Here is a 22277-nt window from a genome sequence, read left to right as displayed (position 1 = left end):
CTTACTCCTTCGACAATAGGAGAAGGAGTTTCATACAAAGATGGGGGTGTTAGCAATGGTAGCGATCGGATAAAATCAAAAAGATGTTGTCTTAGCCACAAGACTTAAATTTATGGCTGAGGCAGCATCTTTTTATTGATTATATTATCAATTTTTATTATTTTCATAAAAAAACTACTGCCTCCTTTTATATGAGACAGTAGTTATATAAAAATACTTTAGAATAATCCACTTATTACTCCATTTTCATTAACATCTATTTTTTCAGCTGCTGGAACTTTAGGAAGTCCTGGCATTTTCATTATTGCTCCAGTTACTGCAACAACAAAACCTGCACCTGCTGAAATTGTTACTTGTCTTACAGTTATATTAAATCCTGTAGGTCTTCCAAGTTTAGTTTGATCATCAGTTAAGGAGTACTGAGTTTTTGCCATACATACTGGAGTTTTTCCAAATCCATTCTTCTCTAATTCATCAATTTCTTTGTTAGCTTGATCTGTAAATATTACACCATCAGCTCCATATATCTTTTGAGATATAGCTCTTATTTTATCTCTTATTGGAAGTTCAACATCATAAGAGAATTGGAATTCATTTTCGCCTGCTTCTATTAATCTAACTACCTCTTTAGCTACTTCAACTCCACCTTCTCCGCCTTTTGCCCAAACTTCTGAAAGTTTAACGTTAACTCCTAATTCCTTACATTTTGTTTCAACTAACTTTAACTCTGCTTGAGTATCAGTTGGGAATGCATTTATTGCTACTACTGCTGGTAGTTTGAATACTTTAGTTATATTTTCAACGTGTTTCAATAAGTTTGGAAGTCCTTTTTCAAGAGCTTCTAAGTTTTCATTATTTAATTCAGCCTTTGGTACTCCTCCGTTGTATTTTAGTGCTCTTACTGTAGCAACTATTACAACAGCATCTGGTTTTAATCCAGCCATTCTACACTTGATGTCTAAGAACTTCTCAGCTCCAAGGTCAGCACCGAATCCTGCTTCTGTAACTACATAGTCAGCAAAGTGAGTAGCCATTCTTGTAGCCATTATTGAGTTACATCCATGAGCTATATTTGCAAATGGTCCACCATGTACAAATGCTGGTGTTCCTTCAAGTGTCTGAACTAAATTTGGTTTTAAAGCATCTTTAAGTAATGCAGCCATAGCACCGTGAGCATTTATTTGTCCAGCTGTTACTGGAGCTCCACTTCTTGTATAACCTACAACTATTCTAGCTAATCTTTCTTTTAAATCATTTATGTCAGTTGCTAAACAGAATATAGCCATTATTTCTGAAGCAACAGTAATGTCAAATCCATCTTCTCTTGGCACTCCATTTGCTTTCCCCCCATACCATCAACAACAAATCTTAATTGTCTGTCGTTCATGTCAACGCATCTTCTCCAAACAATTCTTCTTGGATCGATATCTAAAGCGTTTCCTTGATATATATGGTTGTCTATCATTGCAGCTAAAAGGTTGTTTGCTGCTCCTATTGCATGGAAATCACCTGTAAAGTGAAGGTTTATATCTTCCATTGGAACAACTTGAGCATATCCGCCGCCTGCTGCTCCTCCTTTTACTCCAAATACAGGTCCTAGTGAAGGTTCTCTTAATGCAACTATTGTATTTTTACCTATTTCTGATAAAGCATCTGCCACACCTATTGATGTAGTAGTTTTTCCTTCACCTGCTGGTGTTGGGTTGATTGCTGTACATAGTATTAGCTTGCCATTTTTTCCTGGTGTTTTCTTCAAAAGATTGTAATCTACTTTTGCTTTATATTTTCCATAAAGCTCGATATCATCTTCTGTAAAACCTAATTTAGCAGCTACCTCTCTAATGTCTTGTGGTTTACACTCCTGTGCTATTTCGATATCTGATTTAAAACTCATTTCAAAATACCTCCATCTCTAATTTTTTTATTCCTAATTTTAATTAAAGATGTCCAGGAGCTTACAAAAAACATAAAACCCCCTGGACATTTGCCCAGGCGGTCGACATTTTTACTTTACAAGTCGCACTCCCTGTGGTAAACTCCACTTCCGCCAGTTATGTGACTCTTTAGTTTAAAAAATTATTTTTTAAACCTGCATTTAATTATGAATTTTTTGATTACATTTTATATATTAAAGGATAATGCAAATTATGTCAATCAGTAAATACAAAGGCAAAATCAAATCCAATCCTTTTTAGAAAATGAACAGCAGTCTTTAATCAAATATAAATATATAAAATAATATTATTCTATGTATTTCCATTCGCATATTATAGAGAGCCTATTTTGTTCACACCTTGAGGTTATGAGTCCATCCATCTTTTCCATTAAACTTCTTACAATAGAAAGACCAAGTCCTGCTCCTTGTCCTTTCCTCACCTTATCTGCCATATAAAATCTATCAAACATATGTAATACATCTTTTTCATCAATGCTTGTGCATATATTGGAGATTTTTAAAATAACTTTATCATTGGACTCTTCTAAATTTATTTCTATGTCTTTTTCTGCATATTTTAATGTATTAGAAATTAAATTATCTATTATTCTCTCTAAACTGTCCATATCACTCATTATAAAAATTGGTTTATCCAAAATATTTATCTTTGGTTCAAGTCCTTTGCTTTGAAAAGCTTCATAAAATGATAAGATTTCATCACGTACTACATTAGTTAAATTTACTTTTGTCATATCTAGTTCATAATCTTCACTTTCTATTGAAGCTAACTCAAAAAAATCATTTACAAGTACATTTAATTTATTAGTTTTATTTTTAAGTATATCCAGTGCTTCTTTTTTATCTATTTCATCATTTTGAAGTAACTTTAAATATCCTATTATTGAAGTTAATGGGGTTCTTAAATCATGAGACATATTAGCTATTCCTTGTTTTAATGTATTTTCAAATATTATCTTTTCTTGTTCATTTCTTTTATAGAGTTCTAAGTACTCATTAATCCGCAAAGCAAGCTCTTCTATATCTTTATCTACTATTTGAGTACTAATCTTTTTGTTTGTTTTTCTCTCTTTAAAGGCTCTAATCTGATTAGTAATATCTCGTATTTGTCGCTTATATGAAAATAATTTAATCCACATTGCCATTGAAAATATAATCATAAAAATCACTAATAAAATAATAGCTAATAAGTACATCTCAATTCTCCTAATTTATATAATAAATTTTTTATCCGATGACTACCCGTTCTAATACTCCCATCGCACTCTGCGAAAGCGATTCGCACCAAATCATCACACCTGCGTAAGAGACTATCTCAAAATCGAAGATTTTGGATATCTGCTTAACATTTGGGCTCTCTGAAGTCAAGAGCTCTGTTTATCTTAATTACTTAATATCCTCATGTTTTACATATAATATACTTACTCCAATTGTTATTATAAAAGTTATCACTGATGAAATTATTCCAATTATGATATCTGACTTTGGTGCAAATCTAGCTATAGCTCCTTCACCAATGACAAAAGGACATGCGTATGTAGCTATAATTGAAATATATGATGTAAAAGATAATGCTGAAAAGGGTAATATAAATAAAATTGGTGAAACAACTGTACACAAATTACTCTTTGTTATTATGGCAATCATAGCAACTATAGATATTGTTGCTACATTATACATTATTCCAATAACAACTACTCTAATTAGGTATAATATAGTGCTAGAATTTAAAGCTTCACAAAATCCGTAGCTGATTGAAGCATATATAACTAAAATTATTGTATAAATTAATTCTAGAAATAAAGAAGATATTATAAAAACTATTAACTTGCTTAATATAAATTTACTTCTCTCATATCCATAAGTAAAAGTTTTACTCATATTATTTTTTAAATCTTTAGCGATAAATTCTCCTGCAAATAACGCAAATATATAACTTGTAAATAAAATGCATTCAAATGCATATTTTATTGAATACATCCCATTTACAAGTTCAGGATGTGCTCCCCTTAATCTCTGCACATTTGAATCGAAACTATTCATCAAAAAAAATGAAGCCACTAATGCCAAAAAAATCATTCCAATAAAATATTTACTTTTTCTTAATTTATAAAATTCCCCTCTAATTAAATTACTCATTATCTTGTCCTCCAACTAGCTTAGTAAAATAATCTTCAAGAGATTCACCCATTTTCATTATTTCTTTAACTCCTATGTTATGTTTAGCTAGAGCCAGAGTAATCTTTTCCTCGTCAAATTCATCATATATTCTTATAATGTTATCTGAAAAAACTTCATAATCTTCTATTCTAAGCTCATTTTCTAGAATAAGTGAAACATCTGAAGAATCACTTGTTTTCAAATGAATATGGGTTCTACATTTACTAGAAAGTTCACTTACATTTATTTCTTCAACCAATTTCCCATCATTTATAAAGCCATATCTATTTGAAATATGAGTAAGCTCAGATAATATATGACTTGATATTAAAACAGTAGTTCCTCTTTCTTTATTTAATTTAAGTAAAAGTTCTCTTATTTCTTTTATTCCAATTGGATCTAGCCCATTTATAGGTTCATCTAAAATTAAAACTTCTGGATCACTTAATAAAGCTATAGCAATTCCTAATCGTTGTTTCATTCCTAATGAGAAATTCTTGGTTTTCTTTTTCTCTACATCCTTAAGCCCTACTAGATTTAGAGCTTCATCAATACACTTAGTTCCTGGAATCCCTCTTTGAATTCTGACAAGTTCAAGATTTTCTTTCGCAGTCATATTAAGATACAGAGCTGGTGCTTCTATTAATGCACCAATTCTTTCCCTTCCCTTTATAACCTCTTTATCTTCACTACGCCCAAATAGTTCAACTTGTCCCTCATTAGGTATAACAAGTCCTGTAAGCACCCTAAGCATAGTTGTTTTACCAGCACCATTTTTCCCTATAAATCCGTATATATCACCTTTTCTAATGTTAATGGATAAGTTGTCTAACACCTTATGCTTTCTATATATTTTTGTAATATTACTAGCTCTAATTGCATATTCATTCATTTTAGTCCTTACCTCCTCTTATAAATCATGCTTTTATAATAAACAATCTTTTATAAGAAAACCTTGCTAAAACCTTTCAAAAGTATTAAATCTTTTTAATAGATATTTTTTATATTAAATTATAATTAACTATTTCCTTAATCTATACCCCATTGCCCAAACTGTTTCTATGTAATCTTCACCATTACTACTAACTCTAGATAACTTATTTCTTAATCTACTTACATGTACATTTACAGTGTTATCATCACCTAAAAATTCTTCACCCCATATACTTTCAAAGATGTTAGATTTACTGTATACCTTATTAGGGTTATTTAATAATAACTCTAACACTGCAAATTCTCTTGCAGTTAACACAACTACGTTTTGTTCAACTTTTACTTCCTTGCTTTCTGTATTTAACATAATATCTTTATAACTCAAAATGTTGTTTTTCTTTTCCTCATCTGTAGAAAATTCTAAATATCTTCTCAAATTAGAATTAACTCTTGCAACCACTTCGTCTGGATCAAAAGGCTTACAAATAAAATCATCAGCTCCTTTTTCTAATAATTCCAGCTTAGTCTTTTTAGATGTTTTTGCGCTCACAATAATGATTGGAGCTTTTGTGATTTCTCTTATTTTTAATATAACTTCTTCTCCACTAAGCCCTGGAATCATCAAATCCAGTAAAATCATATCCCATTTTTCATTTTCTACGCACATTAAAGCTTCTGTTCCTGAAAAAGCCGCTCTAGACCTATATCCCTTATTTTCAAAAATACTGCAAAGTAATTTATTAATATCATTGTCATCTTCAACTACTAAAATCCTAACTCTTTTATCCATAATTTCTTCCCTTCTAATCTATATAAAGTTATTTTTTATCTTGTAATTTTTATATGTACATTTTACCATAACTCATTTCTACTTTCTTGATAAAATCCAACTATCCTAAGCACCATTTCTGACATTGAATGAAATTTAAATTGTATAAAAATAAACTACCAACCTAAGCTGGCAGTTTAATGGTTACGCACGTACCTATATTCTTTTACTTATTGCCTCTATAAACCCGCTAAACTATTCTGCATTATTTATTCCTTCCACGATTGCCATCTTGTTAACTCTTTTTAATGGAAAATAGCTAGCTAGTATAGTTACACCAACAGTTCCAACAGAAGATGCTAACACAGCACCCCAAGGCATGCTCCATTGAATTTCCACAGCACTGCAAAGCATTTTATATAACGTATAAGAACCTACTACACCCAATATATTTCCTATTACAATAGCTACTATGGAATAAAAAACACATTCTAGTCTTACTAGTTTATTAACTTCATGCTTTGCCATTCCAATTGCTTTTAAAATAGAAAGTTCTCTTGTCCTTAGCATAATATTTGTACTAATAGTATTAAAAATATTAACACAGCTAATGGCTGCAATTACTGCAAAAAAGCCATATACAAATATACTTATTACTAAACTATATTGTGCATTTTCTTTCATTTCTGCTTCACGATCCCTTAGAAGAAAATTAGGATACTTTTTTATCATGCTGGTCAAAAATTTTCGTACTGAAGAAGAATCTCTATTATCCTTTATTTTTATTACCAAATAGTCTGGATTTCTATCTTTGTTTGTTAATTCCTTATATATGTTTTCTGTAGTATATACATTAATTCCACCATCGGCAGTAAACTTTTGTCCCCAAATTCCCTGCTTTAATATTCCTTGAACTGTACACTCCTTATATTCATCCAGAGAGCTTGATTTTTTACCATCACTGTTTACAGATACCTTTAACCTTATTTTATCCCCAACTTTTATATTTAGATTGTCCATTATAATACGTTTGTTAGTTTTAGGATCATAGCTAAATCCTGTGTTAACAATAATAACTCCCTTTTCATTATTCATTTTATTGTAATTTATTTCACCGCTAAGCAAGTACTTATTAAGGGTTGATAAGTTTTCGTCTGATAACCCTACTATTTGACTTCTGTTAAAATTAATATATTTATCGTATACTTTTTTGCTATTAAACCATTCAGTTTTGAATTCTTTTAACCTAGGGCTAACTAGATTGTCATAAACTAATACTTCATCTCCTATTGAGTCGCCTTGTTTAGTATCAAAATACCTATAATACATCTTATATACTTTATCGACTTCATTAAAACTACTTATAGTTTTAAAATCTTCCTCTGTAAGTTTTACATCACCCCTATTATCCTTATGTGATATTTGAAAATGATAAAATTCGTTATCACTATCATTTATTCCAGTTTTGTAAGTTAGGTCAATAATACTACTAAATACAATTAACAGCACAATACTTATAACCATAGAAAATACAGTTATAGAGAATCTTTTTCTATTCCTTCCTAAGTTCTTTCTTGCGATCCATCCTTCGGCACCAAGCAGTTTCTTTACTAATTTTCCTGAAGCTATGCCTTTAAACTTCTCTTTTCCCAAATTTCCTGTATTTCTTATTGCATCAAGTGGTGATGTCTTACCAGCCTTTCTTGCTGGTCCAAAAGCTGCTATATATATAGAAATTAAACTTAGAATAACGCTAATAAATATAATATAGGGTGATATGATTAATTTAAGCTGTCCATAAGGTAGATTAGGCACAATAATAGCAAGGACACTTAATAAAACTTTTATAGCAAAAGTTCCTACTAAGATTCCTATTGGAATTCCTATAGTACCTAAAATAGTTGCTTCTTTAAATACTAATTTTCTGATTTGCTTTTCAGTTGCTCCTATACATCTAAACAATCCAAATTGCGAAATACGCTCAAGAAGTGCAATATTAAAGATATTATATATGACAGCACTCATAGCAAAAACTACAAGCAATCCTAAAAATATGCATCCAGACATTAATGCAATATTATATCCATTGTTATCACTTTGTAGCAAAAACCTTAAAACTTTTTCATTATAAGAAACCTTAAGGCTATTTCCGCTGCTATTACCTAAATCAGCTAGAAGCTTTCTAGTTGCTTCACGAACATTTCCGCTATTTTTAAAGCTTATGTAAGTTGTATACTTTGCATTGCCTAAATCTAGGTCAGCATCATAAAAAGTTACTCCTTCCATCCTCCTGGAAAAGTTTAAATTAGAATCTAAAAATCCTACCACAGTATAAGTCTTTGATTTGCTATCATTATTAGGTGACATGTCCATAGAAATCTTATCACCCAAATTAATTTTTCCCTTTAGATAAGGTAAAGTTTCATTACCTATAATAATTTCATCACTGGACTTTGGCAATCTTCCCTCTGCAAGGAGGATTGGCCACATTTCTAAAGCTTTTTTATCATAAGCGCAAATTTTATACCCATTAGGGTCAAATTCCTTTGCATCAGTTAATATGTTTTTTTCGCCATCTACAAGATTTTTGCCACCTGTACCTAACTCCACCACTGTACCTGCTTCTAAAACAGAAACATTATTTTTAACTTTTTCAGAATTTGTTTTAGAATTACTGGAAATAGATACTTGATACGCACCTTCATTCTTCATAATTTCTTTGTACTGTTTATCCCAGAAGCTTAAGCCTAAGGTTCCCACCGCTACAATTAAAGCAGTAGAAAGAACGATACCTATAATAGTCAATAAAGTTCTTTTCCTTTGAATTTTTAAATATTTAGGTGTTATTTGCAAATAATTCTTAATCATATTATTTCACCACACCATCTTCAATATTAATAATTCTATCTGCTTTCGATGCAATTGTAGGATCGTGAGTAATCATAATTAAGGTTTGGTGATATTTTTTAGCAGATAATTTTAATAAACTTAATACTTCTTCTCCGTTCTTTTTATCCAAATTTCCTGTTGGTTCATCAGCTAAAATAATAGCCGGCTTAGTTATTAATGCTCTACCAATAGCAACTCTTTGCTGCTGGCCACCAGAAAGCTCTGAAGGCAAATGGTTTCTTCGATCATAAATCCCTAAGCTTTTCATTAATTCTTCCAATTGTTTACCATCAACACTTTTGTTATCTAAAATAAGTGGTAAACTAATATTTTCTTCCACTGTTAAAACAGGCACTAAATTATACTGCTGAAAAATGAATCCTATGGATCTTCTCCTAAAAATAGCTAGCCTCTTTTCATCTAATTTCGTAATATCTTTATCTTTAATTATTACGCTGCCAGAAGATGGAGTATCCACACCACCTAATATATGCATTAATGTGCTTTTCCCTGATCCACTAGGTCCAATAATTGCTACAAATTCTCCTTCCTGGACACTCATATTAATATCTTTTAATGCATCAACTTGAGTATTACCCTTTCCATAAATTTTATTTAACTGAATCACTTTTACAATATCCATGCTGCTCCTCCTATCACCTGTTAGAGTTCCATTTATTCATGTCCTAGAAATACTCAAACTTGGAGTTTTAGGGCATTTCATAAGTTAAAGTTTCACTAAGAACTCTGTATCTGTAATATTAGTATAAAATTCCTATCTTAATTTTTAGTGAATTTTATCTTATAATTTATTCATTAAAGTTAGCTTATAGAGTTCCTAGTTATGAAGTTTGCTTATATAACAGGATATTTTTACAAGGCTCAGATACATTTAAATATTTTGATTTATAAGAACAATGCTGAAACAGCTTCCTTTTCCCCTCTCACTTTGAACTGTAATTGTACCATCTTGTCCCTCTATTATCCTCTTGGATAAAGAAAGCCCTATTCCCACACTATCATCTTTGTATTTACTTTTACATTTATGAAATCTTTCAAATACTTTAGTAATTTCCTCTTGTTCGATTCCCTCTCCATTATCCGAAACCTTAATAATAGTAACTAACTTCATTTGTTCGATGCTTATAATTACCTTTCCTCTCTCAGGGGTATGTTCTATGCTATTTTTTATAATATTTAACACTGCCTCACCAGTCCAGTTAGGATCTCCGTAAAAGCAGCTGTTTGGCACATTTTCATCAATGCTTATGGATATGTTTTTATCTTCTCTCAAATATTCTATAGACGAAATAGCTTTTTCTACCATAGTTACTGCCGGAACTTTAGATTTGTTAAATACAATAATTCCAGCATCCAGCATGGCTAGTTTCAATAGGTTCTTGACTAACCATTCTATTCGTTCCAGTTGTTTTTTACTTCTTTTAATAAAATGTGTACGTGTCTCTTCTGGCATATCGGTTTCGGCAGCCATAATATCATTTGCAGCTATTAAGGTTGCTATTGGAGTTTTAAGCTGATGGGAAATATCTTCTATAATATTTTTTAAAAATATCTTTTCTTTTTTCAAACTATCAATATTTAACTTAAGGCAGTTAGCCATTTTATTAAATTCGCTTCCTAATATGTCAAAGAATTGCTCTCCATCCTCTTTTAAATTGTAAGAGAAATCACCATCAATAACCTTTTGTATTGTATAAGTTGTTTTTTCTACTTTAGAATAAACCTTAGAAAATCCCAAAAACACTATAGTAAGTATACTAATTGCTAAGGCTATAAAAGACATTACGATTTCTAAAACCACTTTATCATAAACGTTGTTTATTGGATCTTGAAATTTAAAGGACATATCCTCTCTATAACCATATTGACTTAAAATCGCCCTTCCTTTCCTCGCCTGATCCTCTGTTGTTGGCTCCTTTATAACATCTATAATACCTTTTTCTAATTGAGGATACTTTTCAACCAGCTTTCCAGTAATCTCAATATTTTGTTTAGCAACATTGGCACTTATACTATCTAAAGTAAGATTCAATACAATTAAAGATATTCCTAAAGCAAAAATTAAGGTAATAATTAAACTTATAAAGGTAACCTTAAGTTCATTATTAATAAAGTACCTCTTCATAGTTTTACCACATCCTTATTCCACTTATATCCCACTCCCCTAATGGTAGTGATATAATCGAGATTTTCACTAATTTCATTTAACTTTAGCCTTAGCTTTTTTATATAAACAGACAGTGTGTTATCTTCTACAAAATTGCCTTCTAAGTCCCAAATTTTCTCTAGCAGCAGTGCCCTAGTTAGCACTTGATGTGGAGCGCTTAAAAATGTAAGTAATAGCTTATATTCTGTAGTTGTTAACACAATTTCTTTATCCTTTATTAATACTTTATATTGAGCAGTAAATACCTTAATATCTCCACTTGATATTACTTCTTCCTTATTAACAGCTTGTCTATTTCTTCTCAGAACAGAATTGATTCTTGAAATCAACTCCTTTACTCTATAAGGCTTTGAAATATAATCATCACCTCCAATGTCTAGTCCAATTACTACATTTACCTCATCATCGCAGCAGGTCAAAAAGATAATAGGCATATCACTTTTTGCTCTCACCTTTTTACAAAATTCATATCCTAATCCATCAGGTAAAATTACATCTAATATTATGAGATCATAAGCTTCTTTCTCAACCAATTCTTCTGCTTCCTTTAAGCAATCTACAGTATCTACACTAAAATTTTCTTTTTTTAATGCATAAGCGGTTACATAAGATAAATCTTTATCATCTTCTACTAATAATAACTTTGTCATATTTTATAAACCTTCCTTATGAGTTTTAAGTTCTCTAAATTAATTTTCTTAATCATCATACCTATGTACATTATCTCTTCTGTTATTAAGAGGAAAAAGCATACATTTTCCTGTTGTTTCACAACTCACATCTCTACTAAAATTATACCAACAAATTCCTGCATATTCATCTTCATATACAATTATAGTTTATAATTTGAAATCTTTATTAAGTAAAGGCTATGCTTAAAACAAATGTAAACATCTGTTGATCCAATTGTATACTTCTCTTTCCGATACACAGTTAAAGTATTTTAAAACAAGAAAAGCAATATTTATATAGTTTGACAAATGTTTGATGTTTGAATTTATATACAGTATAATTAAACAAGAGGACAATGGTAACTTGAGGTAAACAAAAGGGAGATTTGTTATGTCAAACATACTATTTTATTTAGTAGTTTTTCTTATTTTTGTATGGGTTGTTTTTGATAGATTAAGAGAAGATAAAAAATGGATTTCAATAATGGTAGAGAGAGGAAATAACTGCTATAAACTAAACGAAAAATACGCTTATTTAAAAGCCAATAGTATAAGATGTAGAATAAAAATTGTTGGTGAAATGGGGACAGACCAATCAGTAGCAAGAAGTATGGTTAATGTAAGAGATCTGCAAACTGTAAGTTTAGATGTGTATTATAAAGACATGAGAAAAGCAGATCAATTATTAAATGAATAGCTTACAAGTGACTTAATTAATAATAGTAATATAACAAATTCTTTTTATAATATTCTTTAAGGAGGTAAAAATGAAATGGTGGCAAAAGAGTATGAACATAAGATAAACTATGAATATATTTTATTTGACCTTGATGGCACTCTTACGGACCCTGCAATCGGCATAACCAACTCGGTAATGTATTCACTAGAGAAATACGGCATTAAAGTTTCTGATAGAAGTAAGTTATATAAATTTATTGGACCTCCGCTTTGGGAATCCTTTGAAAAATATTATGGTTTCTCAAAAGAAGAAGCAAAACAAGCTGTTGAATATTACCGTGAATATTACAAAGATAAAGGTATTTACGAAAATCTTGTTTATGAAGGACTTGAGGATTTGCTGAAACTATTAAAAGCAAGTTCTAAAACTCTTATTGTCGCAACCTCAAAACCAGAGATTTTTGCAAAACAAATCTTAGAGCATTTTAATATTGCAAAATACTTTACCTTTATTGCAGGTGGAAACCTTGATGGTACAAGAGTAAAAAAAGATGAAGTCATATCCTATGCACTTGAAAGCTGCAATATCTTAGACAAATCAAAGGTTATTATGCTTGGTGATAGAGAGCATGATATTATAGGCGCTAAAAAGAATGGTATTCACTCAATGGGAGTTTTATTTGGATATGGTGACAGAGAAGAACTGGAGAATGCAGGTGCAGATTATATAGTTGAAACTGTTTCTGATATTGGAAGAACGTTGCTCGTAAAATAGATATGATTTTAAATTGTATTAATTTTCGTCAGTTTTTCAAGTATCTTAGCTCGGAAGTTCCTGCATACCGAGTTTGCTTCAGAATTATATTAACTTTTTAACAAGCCACTGCTCAGAACCTGTCTAAAATTCTTAAGCCTATTAACAAATCATATTTGATAACAGGCTTAAGGATAAATTAAATCATATTTTTAGAAAATTAGACCATATTTTATTGAACTTTTTCGCTTCCTATTTGTTTTATTAATTCCAAAATCTTATTTTCATCTAGATTTGTATATTTTTTTATTTTTTCTATAGGCTCTCCATCTTTAATCATTTCTGCTGCTGTCTCTATTTTCCCTTCTATCTTTCCTTCTTCTTTTCCTTTTTTTATTGCTTTTTTCTCCATTTTTTCTAAGGTTTTTTCAAGATTAGAAACCATACTATCTACCTCTCTTTGATCTGATTTATTCAAAACTTCCTCTATTTCCTGCTTTATATCTTCTTTTAATCTTTTTTTAACTATTCCATTTACCCAACGTTTAAATATAGAAAACTGTTCTGGTGTTATTTTTCTTAATATAAATATACTTTTTTAAGCCTTTTAATCAACTGTTTTTCATCTATGTTAGAGTCTATTAAGAATACCGCTGAAACTAGGTTAGCTACTTCTAGTAACTCTTCTTCTTTATATCTATTTACGTCCAAAAGTATGTAATTAAAATCTACAATATTATCTTTTACAAAATTTTCTCCATTAAGTACTCTTCTAAAACTTTTCTCAGCAGTCCATCTATTTAATCCATTATAAAGAACTATAGGCACTACTGCTGGAAGCTTAAAGTTTTTTCTTCTTCTTTCTTTGCTACCTACATTCTTAAGTACATCTCTCCATATTTCCGTCATATAAAAGAGAAGCCTTATAGGCATTTGAAAATCCACCTTAGATTGAAATTCTAATAGAACGTAAAAAATAACTTCTTCATCTTCTATGTTTACTCTGTATACTATATCAGACTCTTCTTCCTTGAAGTCTGAAAGTATATAGGACTTATCTAGTAAAACTAAATCTTTTTCATTAATTGAATTTGCCCAGTCTGTTTTTACAAAGCTCCTCAAAAGTTCAATGAATGTAGGCTTATGAGAAAATATATATTTGTATCCAACATCATGCTCATGATAAGCTTTTTCGTCCTCTTCCTTTATAAAATCAATGTTTAGAGCTAGATTATAATTGTACCTTAGCATATTATTTCTCCTTTGATTATACCAAATATTTCTTATATATAGTATTAGTATAATTTTCAGGTTTTATACAAACATTTGTTCTTATTTTGAATATCTATAATTATCCTAACTAGGCATTTCGTCAAATCTTCCGTCAACTTTACTTGTCCATTTTCAATTCATTGCTTACAGCACATATTATGATTGTTAATTTGTTTTTAAAAGTAAGCAATTAACTGACTTAAATATAAATTATAATATATAATAAAAATGATATTAATTTTAATTATAACCTGAAAGGAGTAATATATATGAAATGTCTTCTTGATATGCACACTCATACTATAACCAGTGGGCATGCCTACTCAACTTTATTAGAAAATGCAAAATGTGCCAGCGAAAAAGGGCTTCAACTTTTAGGTACCACAGATCATGGATCTTCCATGCCTGGAGCTCCTCATGAATGGTACTTTGGGAATTTCAAGGTACTTCCCAAAGAACTTTTTGGTGTTACTATGCTTTATGGCTGCGAAGCCAACATTATAGATTATGAAGGAAACTTAGACTTACCAATATCTCTTCAAAAACAAATGGATATATTAATAGCAAGTATCCACGAACCAGTAATGGAAGCAAATGAAAATGCTGATTTAAATACTTCTGCCTTTTTAAAAGTTATGGATAACCCTAATGTACATATTATAGGTCATTCAGGCAATCCTAAATTCCCAATTCACGAAGAGGAATTAGTAAAAAAAGCAAAAGAAAAAAACATACTTATTGAAATAAATAATAGTTCCTTTGTAAGCTCAAGAATTGGAAGCGAAAAGAACTGCACTAGAATAGCTCGTCTATGCAAAGAATATGGAGTAAGGATAATATTAAATAGTGATGCGCATTTTTGCCTCAATATAGGTAATTTCGATGCTGCCTTAAGTATGCTGAAGCAGATAGATATGCCTGAAGAATTAATTATAAATAGAAACAAGGAAGAGTTTCTTGATTTCCTAAGATCTAAAGGGAAAAATTTTTAATGCCAATTTGAATTTTTAGTATACTTAAGTTTAAGGCCAATTCTTTATATAGGGTTACTAGACCGAAAGTTAACTTTCTAGCTAGTTTTTCTATATTAAGAATTGGCCTTTTATATTTTTATCTTCCTACAGTTTCTTAATTCTCTCAATAGCCTCCAATGTATTTTCATAAGTACCGAATGCTGTAAGTCGAAAATATCCTTCTCCCTGTGGACCAAATCCGACTCCTGGCGTACCTACAACATTTGCATTTTCCAATAAATAATCGAAAAACTCCCAGGAAGTCATATCATTTGGTGTCTTCAACCAGATATATGGTGCATTTACACCACCAAATACATAATAACCTGCTGACTTTAACCCTTCACAGATTACTTTTGCATTATTCATATAATAATCAATTTGCTTTTTTATCTGCTCTCTTACATTCTTAGAGTAAACAGCTTCCCCTGCTCTTTGAACTATATAAGGTGCTCCATTATATTTTGTTGTATGACGTCTAGCCCAAAGTGCATTTAAGGAAACATTAGAACATTTCAAATCCTTTGGAACAACTGTATATCCAAGTCTTACCCCTGTAAATCCAGCATTCTTCGAGAAACTCTTTAGCTCAATAGCACAAGTTTTTGCACCTTCACATTCATAAATTGTATGTGGTACATTATCCTCTGAAATATACGCTTCATATGCTGCATCATATATAATAACTGCTCCTACCTTATTCGCATAATCAACCCAAACTTGAAGCTGATCTTTTGTAATTGCTGCCCCTGTTGGATTGTTAGGAAAACATAGATAAATAATATCTGGTGTCTCCTTTGGAAGCTCTGGTGTAAAATTATTATCTGGAGTACATGGCATATAGATAACATCACTCCACCTTTGCGTAGTTTCATCATATGTTCCTGTTCTTCCAGCCATTACATTTATATCTAAGTATACAGGGTACATAGGATCACAAATAGCAATTTTATTATCTATACTGAATATTTCTTGAATATTACCTGCATCACATTTTGCACCATCACTTACGAATATTTCATCTGTTGAAATATCAACACCTCGGGATGTGTAATCACCTTTTACAATTGCATTTTGTAAAAATTCGTAACCTAAATTTGGTGCATATCCTTTGAAAGTATCTGCATTTTTCATTTCATCAACTGCACAATGTAGCGTATTAACGATAGTTGGCGCTAATGGTTGAGTTACATCACCAATTCCCAAAAGGATAACCTTCTTATCAGGATGCTTCTCCATAAAGGCAGCTACTCTCTTTCCTATGAATGAAAATAAATATCTTCCTGGCAGCTTCAAATAATTATCATTAATTTTGTACATATGATAGCCTCCTTATAGCATTTTTTCTGCCTATTTCATTTGTTCGCTATAAGATATCTTACTCAGTTAAGCCATATTATGTTACTCTCATCCCATAACCATAAAACCCTTTACGAGTCTATTACTAAAAAAATATAAAATAAAAAAGTAGGTTTTAATCCTACTTTTGTGTGTCAGTATAAATCTTATATGGACAAATATTATAGGCAATTAGTATAATTAGTTATGTAAACTAACTACAATGCATTTACATAGGAGGAATTATAAATGGTTGATCAAAAAGTTATAGAAGCTTTTCATATGATGTGGGATAGCTTTCCTGCTCCTGTTCGCTTGATTCATAAAAACAAAACAGTATTAGCTGTTAATGAAACTGCTCATAACATAGGAATGAAAACAGAAGTGCCATGTTTTGCAATCGGAGCTCCTGAAGCTCATAAAGGCTGTAAAGCAAATGAAGCTATTTCTACAAACACTGCGCAAATACTCAATGTAGGAACTGAAAAAATTAAATATTGGCTTCCTGTAAAAGGTTGTCCTGACGTTTATGTTCATTATACAATTACTATTGACTCTGATAAGTAAGTGCAGAAACTGTCTAAAATATAATTAGGACATACTACATAGTCAAGTAAAAACTTTGTACATAGACATTTTAAGATTCAACTTGCAGTAACCAACTGCTTGTTGAGCCTTTTCACAGAAGTATGAAGAATAGATATAAGGATAGAACTCGGCAAGCTAGAATGTTTGGTACTACCTTGAGTCTACTTATAGGTAAGTTAGAATATTTTATTACAAAGAAACAAACAATAAACTGTAATTTTTATCTTAAAGTATATTAAATAAAAAAAATAGGAGTTGATTAGAAGTGAAAACCATAATGATGCTTATCACTAGTTGGTGCCCTCACTGCAAAAATGCAGCTTCTTGGATAGAAGAAATAAAGAGGGAAAATCCAAAATACGCAGATATTGAAGTTAAAATAGTGGATGAAGAGGCTGAGCCGTCGGTAGCCAAGCAATATGATTATTATTATGTTCCTACCTACTTTGTTAATGGAGTTAAAATCCATGAGGGAGCTACCTCTAAGAAGCAGCTTATAGACGCATTTGAAGCAGCTAGCAAATAAAAATCTTATTTAATTAGGATTTTATTTTTCATTAACGGTCATGAGGGCAGATTAGCAAGTTCACTTCGCTAATCCCATTTCTAGTGAAGTGAACCTGCTATTAAATATTCTCTAGGAACTGAATTTTTAATCCATTTGGATCTAATACGTAGAAATTCTTGACTTCTCTCTATTATTTATTTCTAATATTGTATCAAAAAATAATTGAGGCTGATCCAGCATTGTCATATGTCCAGCATCAGGTATTAAATAGAACTCTTTATATGGGGCATTGATTTTATTAAAGTATTCCTTAGCAATAACATAGGGTGTCTGCCAATCATTTCCGCCTAGAATATAATAAATTGGCATTTTATATTCTGCACATTCTGAATTTAAGTCAAAGGCTCCTAAATAATCTAATATTTTTTCATTTGCTTTAATCCCTTTTATCATTGCAGAAATATCCGACAATTTAAAAATGGGACTTTTAAATGCAGTTTTACATATTGAAAGATCCATATTAACAGCTAAGTTGTATTTACCTTGAAGTTTACGTACTTGCATACACTTTTTAAAGCTTTTACTATCAAATTTGTCTCCAGGATAATCACCTAAAAGCTCAAGCTTTTTTAGAGATTTATTATCATTAGCCTGTATAATTAATTCCTTAACCTTTTCGTAGCCAACACGCTCATTTTCAAACATATTAATAACCTGTCCAACTCCAATATAATAAGCTACTTCTTCTGGATATCGCTTTATAAAAGTATTTCCTAAAACACTGCCCCAAGAATGGCCAAGTAAAACTATCTTTTCTTTATTATATTTTTTCTTTAGATATTGAATAGTTTCATACAAATCCTTTATCAGCAAATCAATTGTAGGATATTTATCTGGATTCTTAGTAAGAGTTTTTCCGGAGCCCCGTTGATCGTAATGAACTACTGTAAAAATATCTTCCCATTTTTCTTGAAATGCATGTGCAAATATTGATTCAGGGCTGCCAGGCCCACCATGTAGATATAATATTACTGGATTATCATACTTTGTACCAGAGTGAAATAGATATTGATCGATATCATCAATTGATACATATTCCTCAATATAAATTGGCCTCTTTAAATTATTTTTCATAATTCAAATTCTCCTTATTAATAACTTGTTGTTAGTTCGGCTTATGATAAATATACGACATAACTACTGTAATATATTATACAAAAAAATGACCTTTGAAAATTGAATAATGAGGTGTTAAAATTATTTTTATAATAATTAATATTGAAGTACTCTGAAGATAAAATTGTAGTATTATTTATATTTGTTGTATTTAGTATACGCGACACTATATAAAATAGGACATTTATTAGCATTTAAAAACAGGCTTAAATAATAATATAAATGTTATCATCTTAATTGAGGAGGATAGATATGGATTGGTTACGTAGTATGCAAAACGCAATTAACTATATGGAGGACAATATCTTAGATGAAATTAACTATGACAAGATTGCTCAAAGTGCGTATTCATCAACATTTCATTTCCAGCGTATGTTTAGTATGTTAACAGGCTTTACTATTGGTGAATATATACGTAATAGGAGATTAACACTTGCAGCACAAGAGCTGACATGTTCAAATGAAAAAATTACAGATATTGCCTTTAAGTATGGTTATGAAACATCAGAAGCATTTACAAAAGCCTTCCAAAGACTTCATGGTGTCACTCCATCGGCTGCGCGCAAGTCAGGAGTTAAACTAAAATCTTTTGGTCGTCTATCAATCCAAATTACTATGAAGGGTGATAAAGAAATGAATTATAAAATAATTGAAAAAGAATCTTTTAAAATGTTTGGTAAGGACTTTAAGACTAATGTTGTTGATGGTAAATGTTATAGGGAGATTCCTGAGTTTTGGGAAAAATGTGTTACTGAAGGGACTAGTGCAAAAATAATAAAAATTTCTGGAAAACCTGAAAATGGACTTTTGGATGCAGGTATCCTTTTTGCTCATAATCCTGAAGATGGTTCTATGAGATATATGATAGCCTGTGATATGCCTAATACGAATATTCCAGAAGAGTTTAAGGTTTTAGAAATACCAGCATTGACATGGGCTATTTTTGAAGTTGACGGTAATCGTGATGAAGATATACATGAAGTATGGAAAAGAATTAGTTCTGAATGGTTTCCAGCATCAAATTATGAGCATGCTGATGCTCCTGAAATGGAAAGGTATTATGGTAATAGAGATGCAGACTATCGATGCGAAGTGTGGATACCTGTCATAAAAAAGACTTATTAAAACATTATTAAATTTGCATAATTTCTATTTTACAATTTAACGTCATAACTAAAAAACGAACAATTTACTCAAACACCGCATTATTCATGAATTGAATTTTGGGGTGTTTTTATGTCGCATAACAACTACTGTGCGTAAGATCAAAAGCAAAAATACTCTTTTTGTTTTATCTTTCATCAGATTAATGTTTAATATGATATTATGCAACGTATCTATTGAAATTAAGAATATGAACAATAATCTATTTAAAATGAAAAGCAATTTGGTAGTTCATGAAATTTATGGTATAATTTTCGCATAACTAATACCAGAATTATTTGTTATTATGCTATTAAACTATGGATGGAGTGAGGTTCTGTGAGAATAGAAAGAAATGCTAAAATTGATGTAAATGAATTAAATAACCTATTAAAGACAATAGGATGGGGATTAAGTTCGGCAAAAAAATTAGATGAATCATTAAAGTTATCATGGGGATGGATTACTGTGAGAGATGATTCAAATAAACTTATAGGATTTGTACAAGTACTTTCTGATGGAATTAAGCATGCATACATATTAAGACTGCTTGTTCATAAAGATTATCAAGGAAAAGGAATTGGTACGAAGATAATGGAGAATTTAATGCAGTTTCTTGAGGAAAATAATTTAAGCCCTATTCTTTTAACAAAGCCTTCGGAGGAATCATTCTATTCAAGATTTGGATTATCAAGAAGTAACAAAGGATTTATTTCATTATTTAAATGGTAGAATGCTTTAATATTCCCATTCAAAGAAATAATTAAAAAACGAACAATTTACTTGAACACCGTAGAATTCAGATTTGAATAATGCAGAGTTTTTGTGTCACATTACAAAAACTCTGCATAAGGCCAAGAGCAGAAATGCTCTTTTTGTTTTACCTTTTATTAGATTAATGCTTAATATGAAAAAAATACAACGCAATTATTTAAACAAAAGATGCGAACAATGTTCTTTGACAATTGAATAATACGGTGTTGAAAAACTTTTGTATTTCCTATACGCCTATGAATATATGTTAATGGTGTGGTATAATTTTTATATTAATTAAGTCATTGATGTAAGACAATGCGACATATGAAAGATGTAAAACAACTCAATAAGTAGTAATTTGTAGAATAGAAGGGACAAAGGAGAGTGTATTATGCTTGAATACAAATTTGATACCCAATTATTAATCGAGGGACATAATCTTTCGGAAGATGCAATCAACGAATATATTACAAACAATATTAAAGGTGACTGTTTGCTTGCTGTTGGTGACGATGAAATGATTAAAATTCATTTTCACACTAATACACCATGGAAGGTGCTTGAATATTGTGCTTCTTTGGGAGAAATTTATGATATCGTTGTAGAAAACATGGACCGCCAGACCAATGGTCTTGAAGGTTAAATAATTATTGTAGCAAATAATCTATAATCGAATATATTATAATTATATATTTAATATAAAGGCAAACACATACTCCACAAACGCATACTCTAAAAATATTTTTTAACACAATACATGAGTCTACATTTTAAAATAGATGCAGTCTCATGTTATTTATAATTAAGATGCAGGCTAAAATTAATGTATCTAAAGTTATTGATTTTTTTGTAGTAAATGAATTCTATCTGTAATGTATTTTGTTTTTGAAAATACATTATACAAAAGTACTATTAAAAGCATTAAGCTTATACTAAACAAATAATTACTGCCAATTCTATTCATAGTAATTGAAGATACTACTGGTCCCGCAGCACATCCAAAACTATAAAAGAAGTTAAAATTTGATGTAACAGATATAATTTCTTCATTATCTAAGCTTTGAACTCCAAGTGCCATCGAAATAGGATATATTGCACCTATACCTATTCCCGCAATAAATGAAAAGAACAATTTATACATTAATCCATCGAATACTATTATACCTACGAATGCTGATATTGAAATCAGTACACTTATTATCAAACCCTTTTCTCGTCCAATTCTATCTCCAATATAAGTAATTGGTATGGTTCCAACTATTCCTCCTATTACGAACATTCCTAAAGCATATCCCACTTGAGAAAGAGTAAATTTGTGTTGTAATAAAAATAAAGGGTACATTGACGCTATAGTATTTTCTATAAATCCGTATGAAAATGCTCCTTGTAAAGATAATGATATTTTTTTAATTGCATTTTTATTTGAACTAGCTGATATTGTTAATTTTGTTTTTATTTTCAAATATAGAATAAGCGCTGCTATAAGT

General features: G+C 30.5%; 21 protein-coding genes, 1 pseudogene and 1 riboswitch. Of the genes and pseudogenes, 8 read left to right on the top strand and 14 right to left on the bottom strand.

Translation table 11 applies throughout. From position 1 onward, the window contains the following. Positions 1 to 218: 218 nt before the first annotated feature. The 9 genes and pseudogenes from RCG18_RS19860 to RCG18_RS19820 form a co-directional block, all read right to left on the bottom strand. Positions 219 to 1894, bottom strand: a pseudogene (locus RCG18_RS19860) (formate--tetrahydrofolate ligase). Positions 1895 to 1979: 85 nt separating this feature from the next. Beyond that, positions 1980 to 2065, bottom strand: a riboswitch (ZMP/ZTP riboswitch). A gap of 176 nt (positions 2066 to 2241) precedes the next feature. Next, the gene (locus tag RCG18_RS19855; protein WP_308037758.1) at positions 2242 to 3150 is read right to left on the bottom strand and encodes a HAMP domain-containing sensor histidine kinase; all 909 of its coding nucleotides are present in this window, start codon (positions 3148 to 3150) and stop codon (positions 2242 to 2244) included. A 190-nt stretch (positions 3151 to 3340) separates the two neighbouring features. Continuing rightward, positions 3341 to 4093, bottom strand: a complete 753-nt coding sequence (locus RCG18_RS19850; RefSeq protein ID WP_308037757.1) for an ABC transporter permease — start codon at positions 4091 to 4093, stop codon at positions 3341 to 3343. Further along, positions 4086 to 5006 (bottom strand): ATP-binding cassette domain-containing protein, encoded by a 921-nt coding sequence (locus RCG18_RS19845; protein WP_308037756.1) that lies wholly within the window; start codon positions 5004 to 5006, stop codon positions 4086 to 4088. Before RCG18_RS19845 ends, RCG18_RS19850 begins: the two co-directional genes overlap by 8 nt. A gap of 129 nt (positions 5007 to 5135) precedes the next feature. Next, entirely contained in the window at positions 5136 to 5837 is a 702-nt protein-coding gene (locus RCG18_RS19840) for a response regulator transcription factor (protein ID WP_308037755.1), read from the bottom strand. Positions 5838 to 6071: 234 nt separating this feature from the next. Then, positions 6072 to 8684, bottom strand: a complete 2613-nt coding sequence (locus RCG18_RS19835; RefSeq protein WP_308037754.1) for an FtsX-like permease family protein — start codon at positions 8682 to 8684, stop codon at positions 6072 to 6074. 1 nt (position 8685) lies between these two features. Next, complete coding sequence (locus RCG18_RS19830; RefSeq protein ID WP_308037753.1) at positions 8686 to 9348, bottom strand: ABC transporter ATP-binding protein; 663 nt, start codon at positions 9346 to 9348, stop codon at positions 8686 to 8688. Between the two features lie 249 nt (positions 9349 to 9597). Further along, the gene (locus RCG18_RS19825) at positions 9598 to 10851 is read right to left on the bottom strand and encodes a HAMP domain-containing sensor histidine kinase (RefSeq protein ID WP_308037752.1); all 1254 of its coding nucleotides are present in this window, start codon (positions 10849 to 10851) and stop codon (positions 9598 to 9600) included. Next, positions 10848 to 11543, bottom strand: a complete 696-nt coding sequence (locus tag RCG18_RS19820) for a response regulator transcription factor (RefSeq protein ID WP_308037751.1) — start codon at positions 11541 to 11543, stop codon at positions 10848 to 10850. The genes RCG18_RS19825 and RCG18_RS19820 overlap by 4 nt, the downstream gene beginning before the upstream one ends. 412 nt (positions 11544 to 11955) lie before the next feature. On the opposite strand from RCG18_RS19820, the gene RCG18_RS19815 reads away from it, so the two are divergent. Further along, the gene (locus RCG18_RS19815; RefSeq protein ID WP_308037750.1) at positions 11956 to 12261 is read left to right on the top strand and encodes a hypothetical protein; all 306 of its coding nucleotides are present in this window, start codon (positions 11956 to 11958) and stop codon (positions 12259 to 12261) included. Between the two features lie 75 nt (positions 12262 to 12336). Then, entirely contained in the window at positions 12337 to 13017 is a 681-nt protein-coding gene (locus tag RCG18_RS19810; RefSeq protein WP_308037749.1) for an HAD family hydrolase, read from the top strand. 211 nt (positions 13018 to 13228) lie between these two features. Here the strand turns inward: RCG18_RS19810 and RCG18_RS19805 are convergent, their stop codons facing one another. Together RCG18_RS19805 and RCG18_RS19800 are read right to left on the bottom strand one after the other, a co-directional pair. Then, a complete protein-coding gene (locus tag RCG18_RS19805; RefSeq protein WP_308037748.1) occupies positions 13229 to 13474 on the bottom strand; it encodes a hypothetical protein in 246 nt (81 codons plus the stop codon). A 101-nt stretch (positions 13475 to 13575) separates the two neighbouring features. Next, positions 13576 to 14247, bottom strand: a complete 672-nt coding sequence (locus RCG18_RS19800) for an Rpn family recombination-promoting nuclease/putative transposase (RefSeq protein ID WP_308037747.1) — start codon at positions 14245 to 14247, stop codon at positions 13576 to 13578. Positions 14248 to 14537: 290 nt separating this feature from the next. On the opposite strand from RCG18_RS19800, the gene RCG18_RS19795 reads away from it, so the two are divergent. Next, positions 14538 to 15260, top strand: a complete 723-nt coding sequence (locus RCG18_RS19795) for a phosphatase (protein ID WP_308037746.1) — start codon at positions 14538 to 14540, stop codon at positions 15258 to 15260. Between the two features lie 126 nt (positions 15261 to 15386). On the opposite strand, the gene RCG18_RS19790 is transcribed toward RCG18_RS19795, so the two are convergent. Further along, on the bottom strand, positions 15387 to 16601 hold the full coding sequence (locus RCG18_RS19790) for an LL-diaminopimelate aminotransferase (protein WP_308037745.1): 1215 nt from the start codon (positions 16599 to 16601) through the stop codon (positions 15387 to 15389). Between the two features lie 267 nt (positions 16602 to 16868). Between RCG18_RS19790 and RCG18_RS19785 the strand changes: the two genes are divergently transcribed. Both RCG18_RS19785 and RCG18_RS19780 read left to right on the top strand, forming a co-directional pair. Beyond that, positions 16869 to 17186 carry a hypothetical protein gene (locus RCG18_RS19785; RefSeq protein ID WP_308037744.1) on the top strand — a complete coding sequence of 106 codons (318 nt, stop codon included), beginning with the start codon at positions 16869 to 16871 and terminating at the stop codon, positions 17184 to 17186. 286 nt (positions 17187 to 17472) lie between these two features. Continuing rightward, positions 17473 to 17733, top strand: coding sequence for a thioredoxin family protein (locus RCG18_RS19780; protein WP_308037743.1), 261 nt, complete (start codon positions 17473 to 17475; stop codon positions 17731 to 17733). Between the two features lie 141 nt (positions 17734 to 17874). On the opposite strand, the gene RCG18_RS19775 is transcribed toward RCG18_RS19780, so the two are convergent. Further along, the gene (locus tag RCG18_RS19775) at positions 17875 to 18849 is read right to left on the bottom strand and encodes an alpha/beta hydrolase (protein ID WP_308037742.1); all 975 of its coding nucleotides are present in this window, start codon (positions 18847 to 18849) and stop codon (positions 17875 to 17877) included. A gap of 294 nt (positions 18850 to 19143) precedes the next feature. On the opposite strand from RCG18_RS19775, the gene RCG18_RS19770 reads away from it, so the two are divergent. The 3 genes from RCG18_RS19770 to RCG18_RS19760 all read left to right on the top strand — a co-directional run bounded on the left by RCG18_RS19770 (position 19144) and on the right by RCG18_RS19760 (position 21433). Beyond that, positions 19144 to 20016: an AraC family transcriptional regulator gene (locus RCG18_RS19770; RefSeq protein ID WP_308037741.1), complete on the top strand. Its 873-nt coding sequence runs from the start codon at positions 19144 to 19146 to the stop codon at positions 20014 to 20016. A 357-nt stretch (positions 20017 to 20373) separates the two neighbouring features. Beyond that, complete coding sequence (locus RCG18_RS19765; RefSeq protein ID WP_308037740.1) at positions 20374 to 20766, top strand: GNAT family N-acetyltransferase; 393 nt, start codon at positions 20374 to 20376, stop codon at positions 20764 to 20766. 415 nt (positions 20767 to 21181) lie between these two features. Beyond that, on the top strand, positions 21182 to 21433 hold the full coding sequence (locus RCG18_RS19760) for a kinase to dihydroxyacetone kinase (protein WP_308037739.1): 252 nt from the start codon (positions 21182 to 21184) through the stop codon (positions 21431 to 21433). A gap of 192 nt (positions 21434 to 21625) precedes the next feature. Here RCG18_RS19760 and RCG18_RS19755 read toward each other — a convergent pair whose 3' ends face one another. Continuing rightward, positions 21626 to 22252 (bottom strand): MFS transporter, encoded by a 627-nt coding sequence (locus tag RCG18_RS19755; RefSeq protein ID WP_308037738.1) that lies wholly within the window; start codon positions 22250 to 22252, stop codon positions 21626 to 21628. Positions 22253 to 22277 lie beyond the last annotated feature (25 nt).

It is taken from the genome of Clostridium sp. OS1-26, assembly GCF_030915445.1.
Lineage (GTDB): Bacteria > Bacillota > Clostridia > Clostridiales > Clostridiaceae > Clostridium_AM.
Note: the sequence above shows the minus strand (reverse complement) of the source record. Positions and strands in the feature narration are given on the sequence as shown.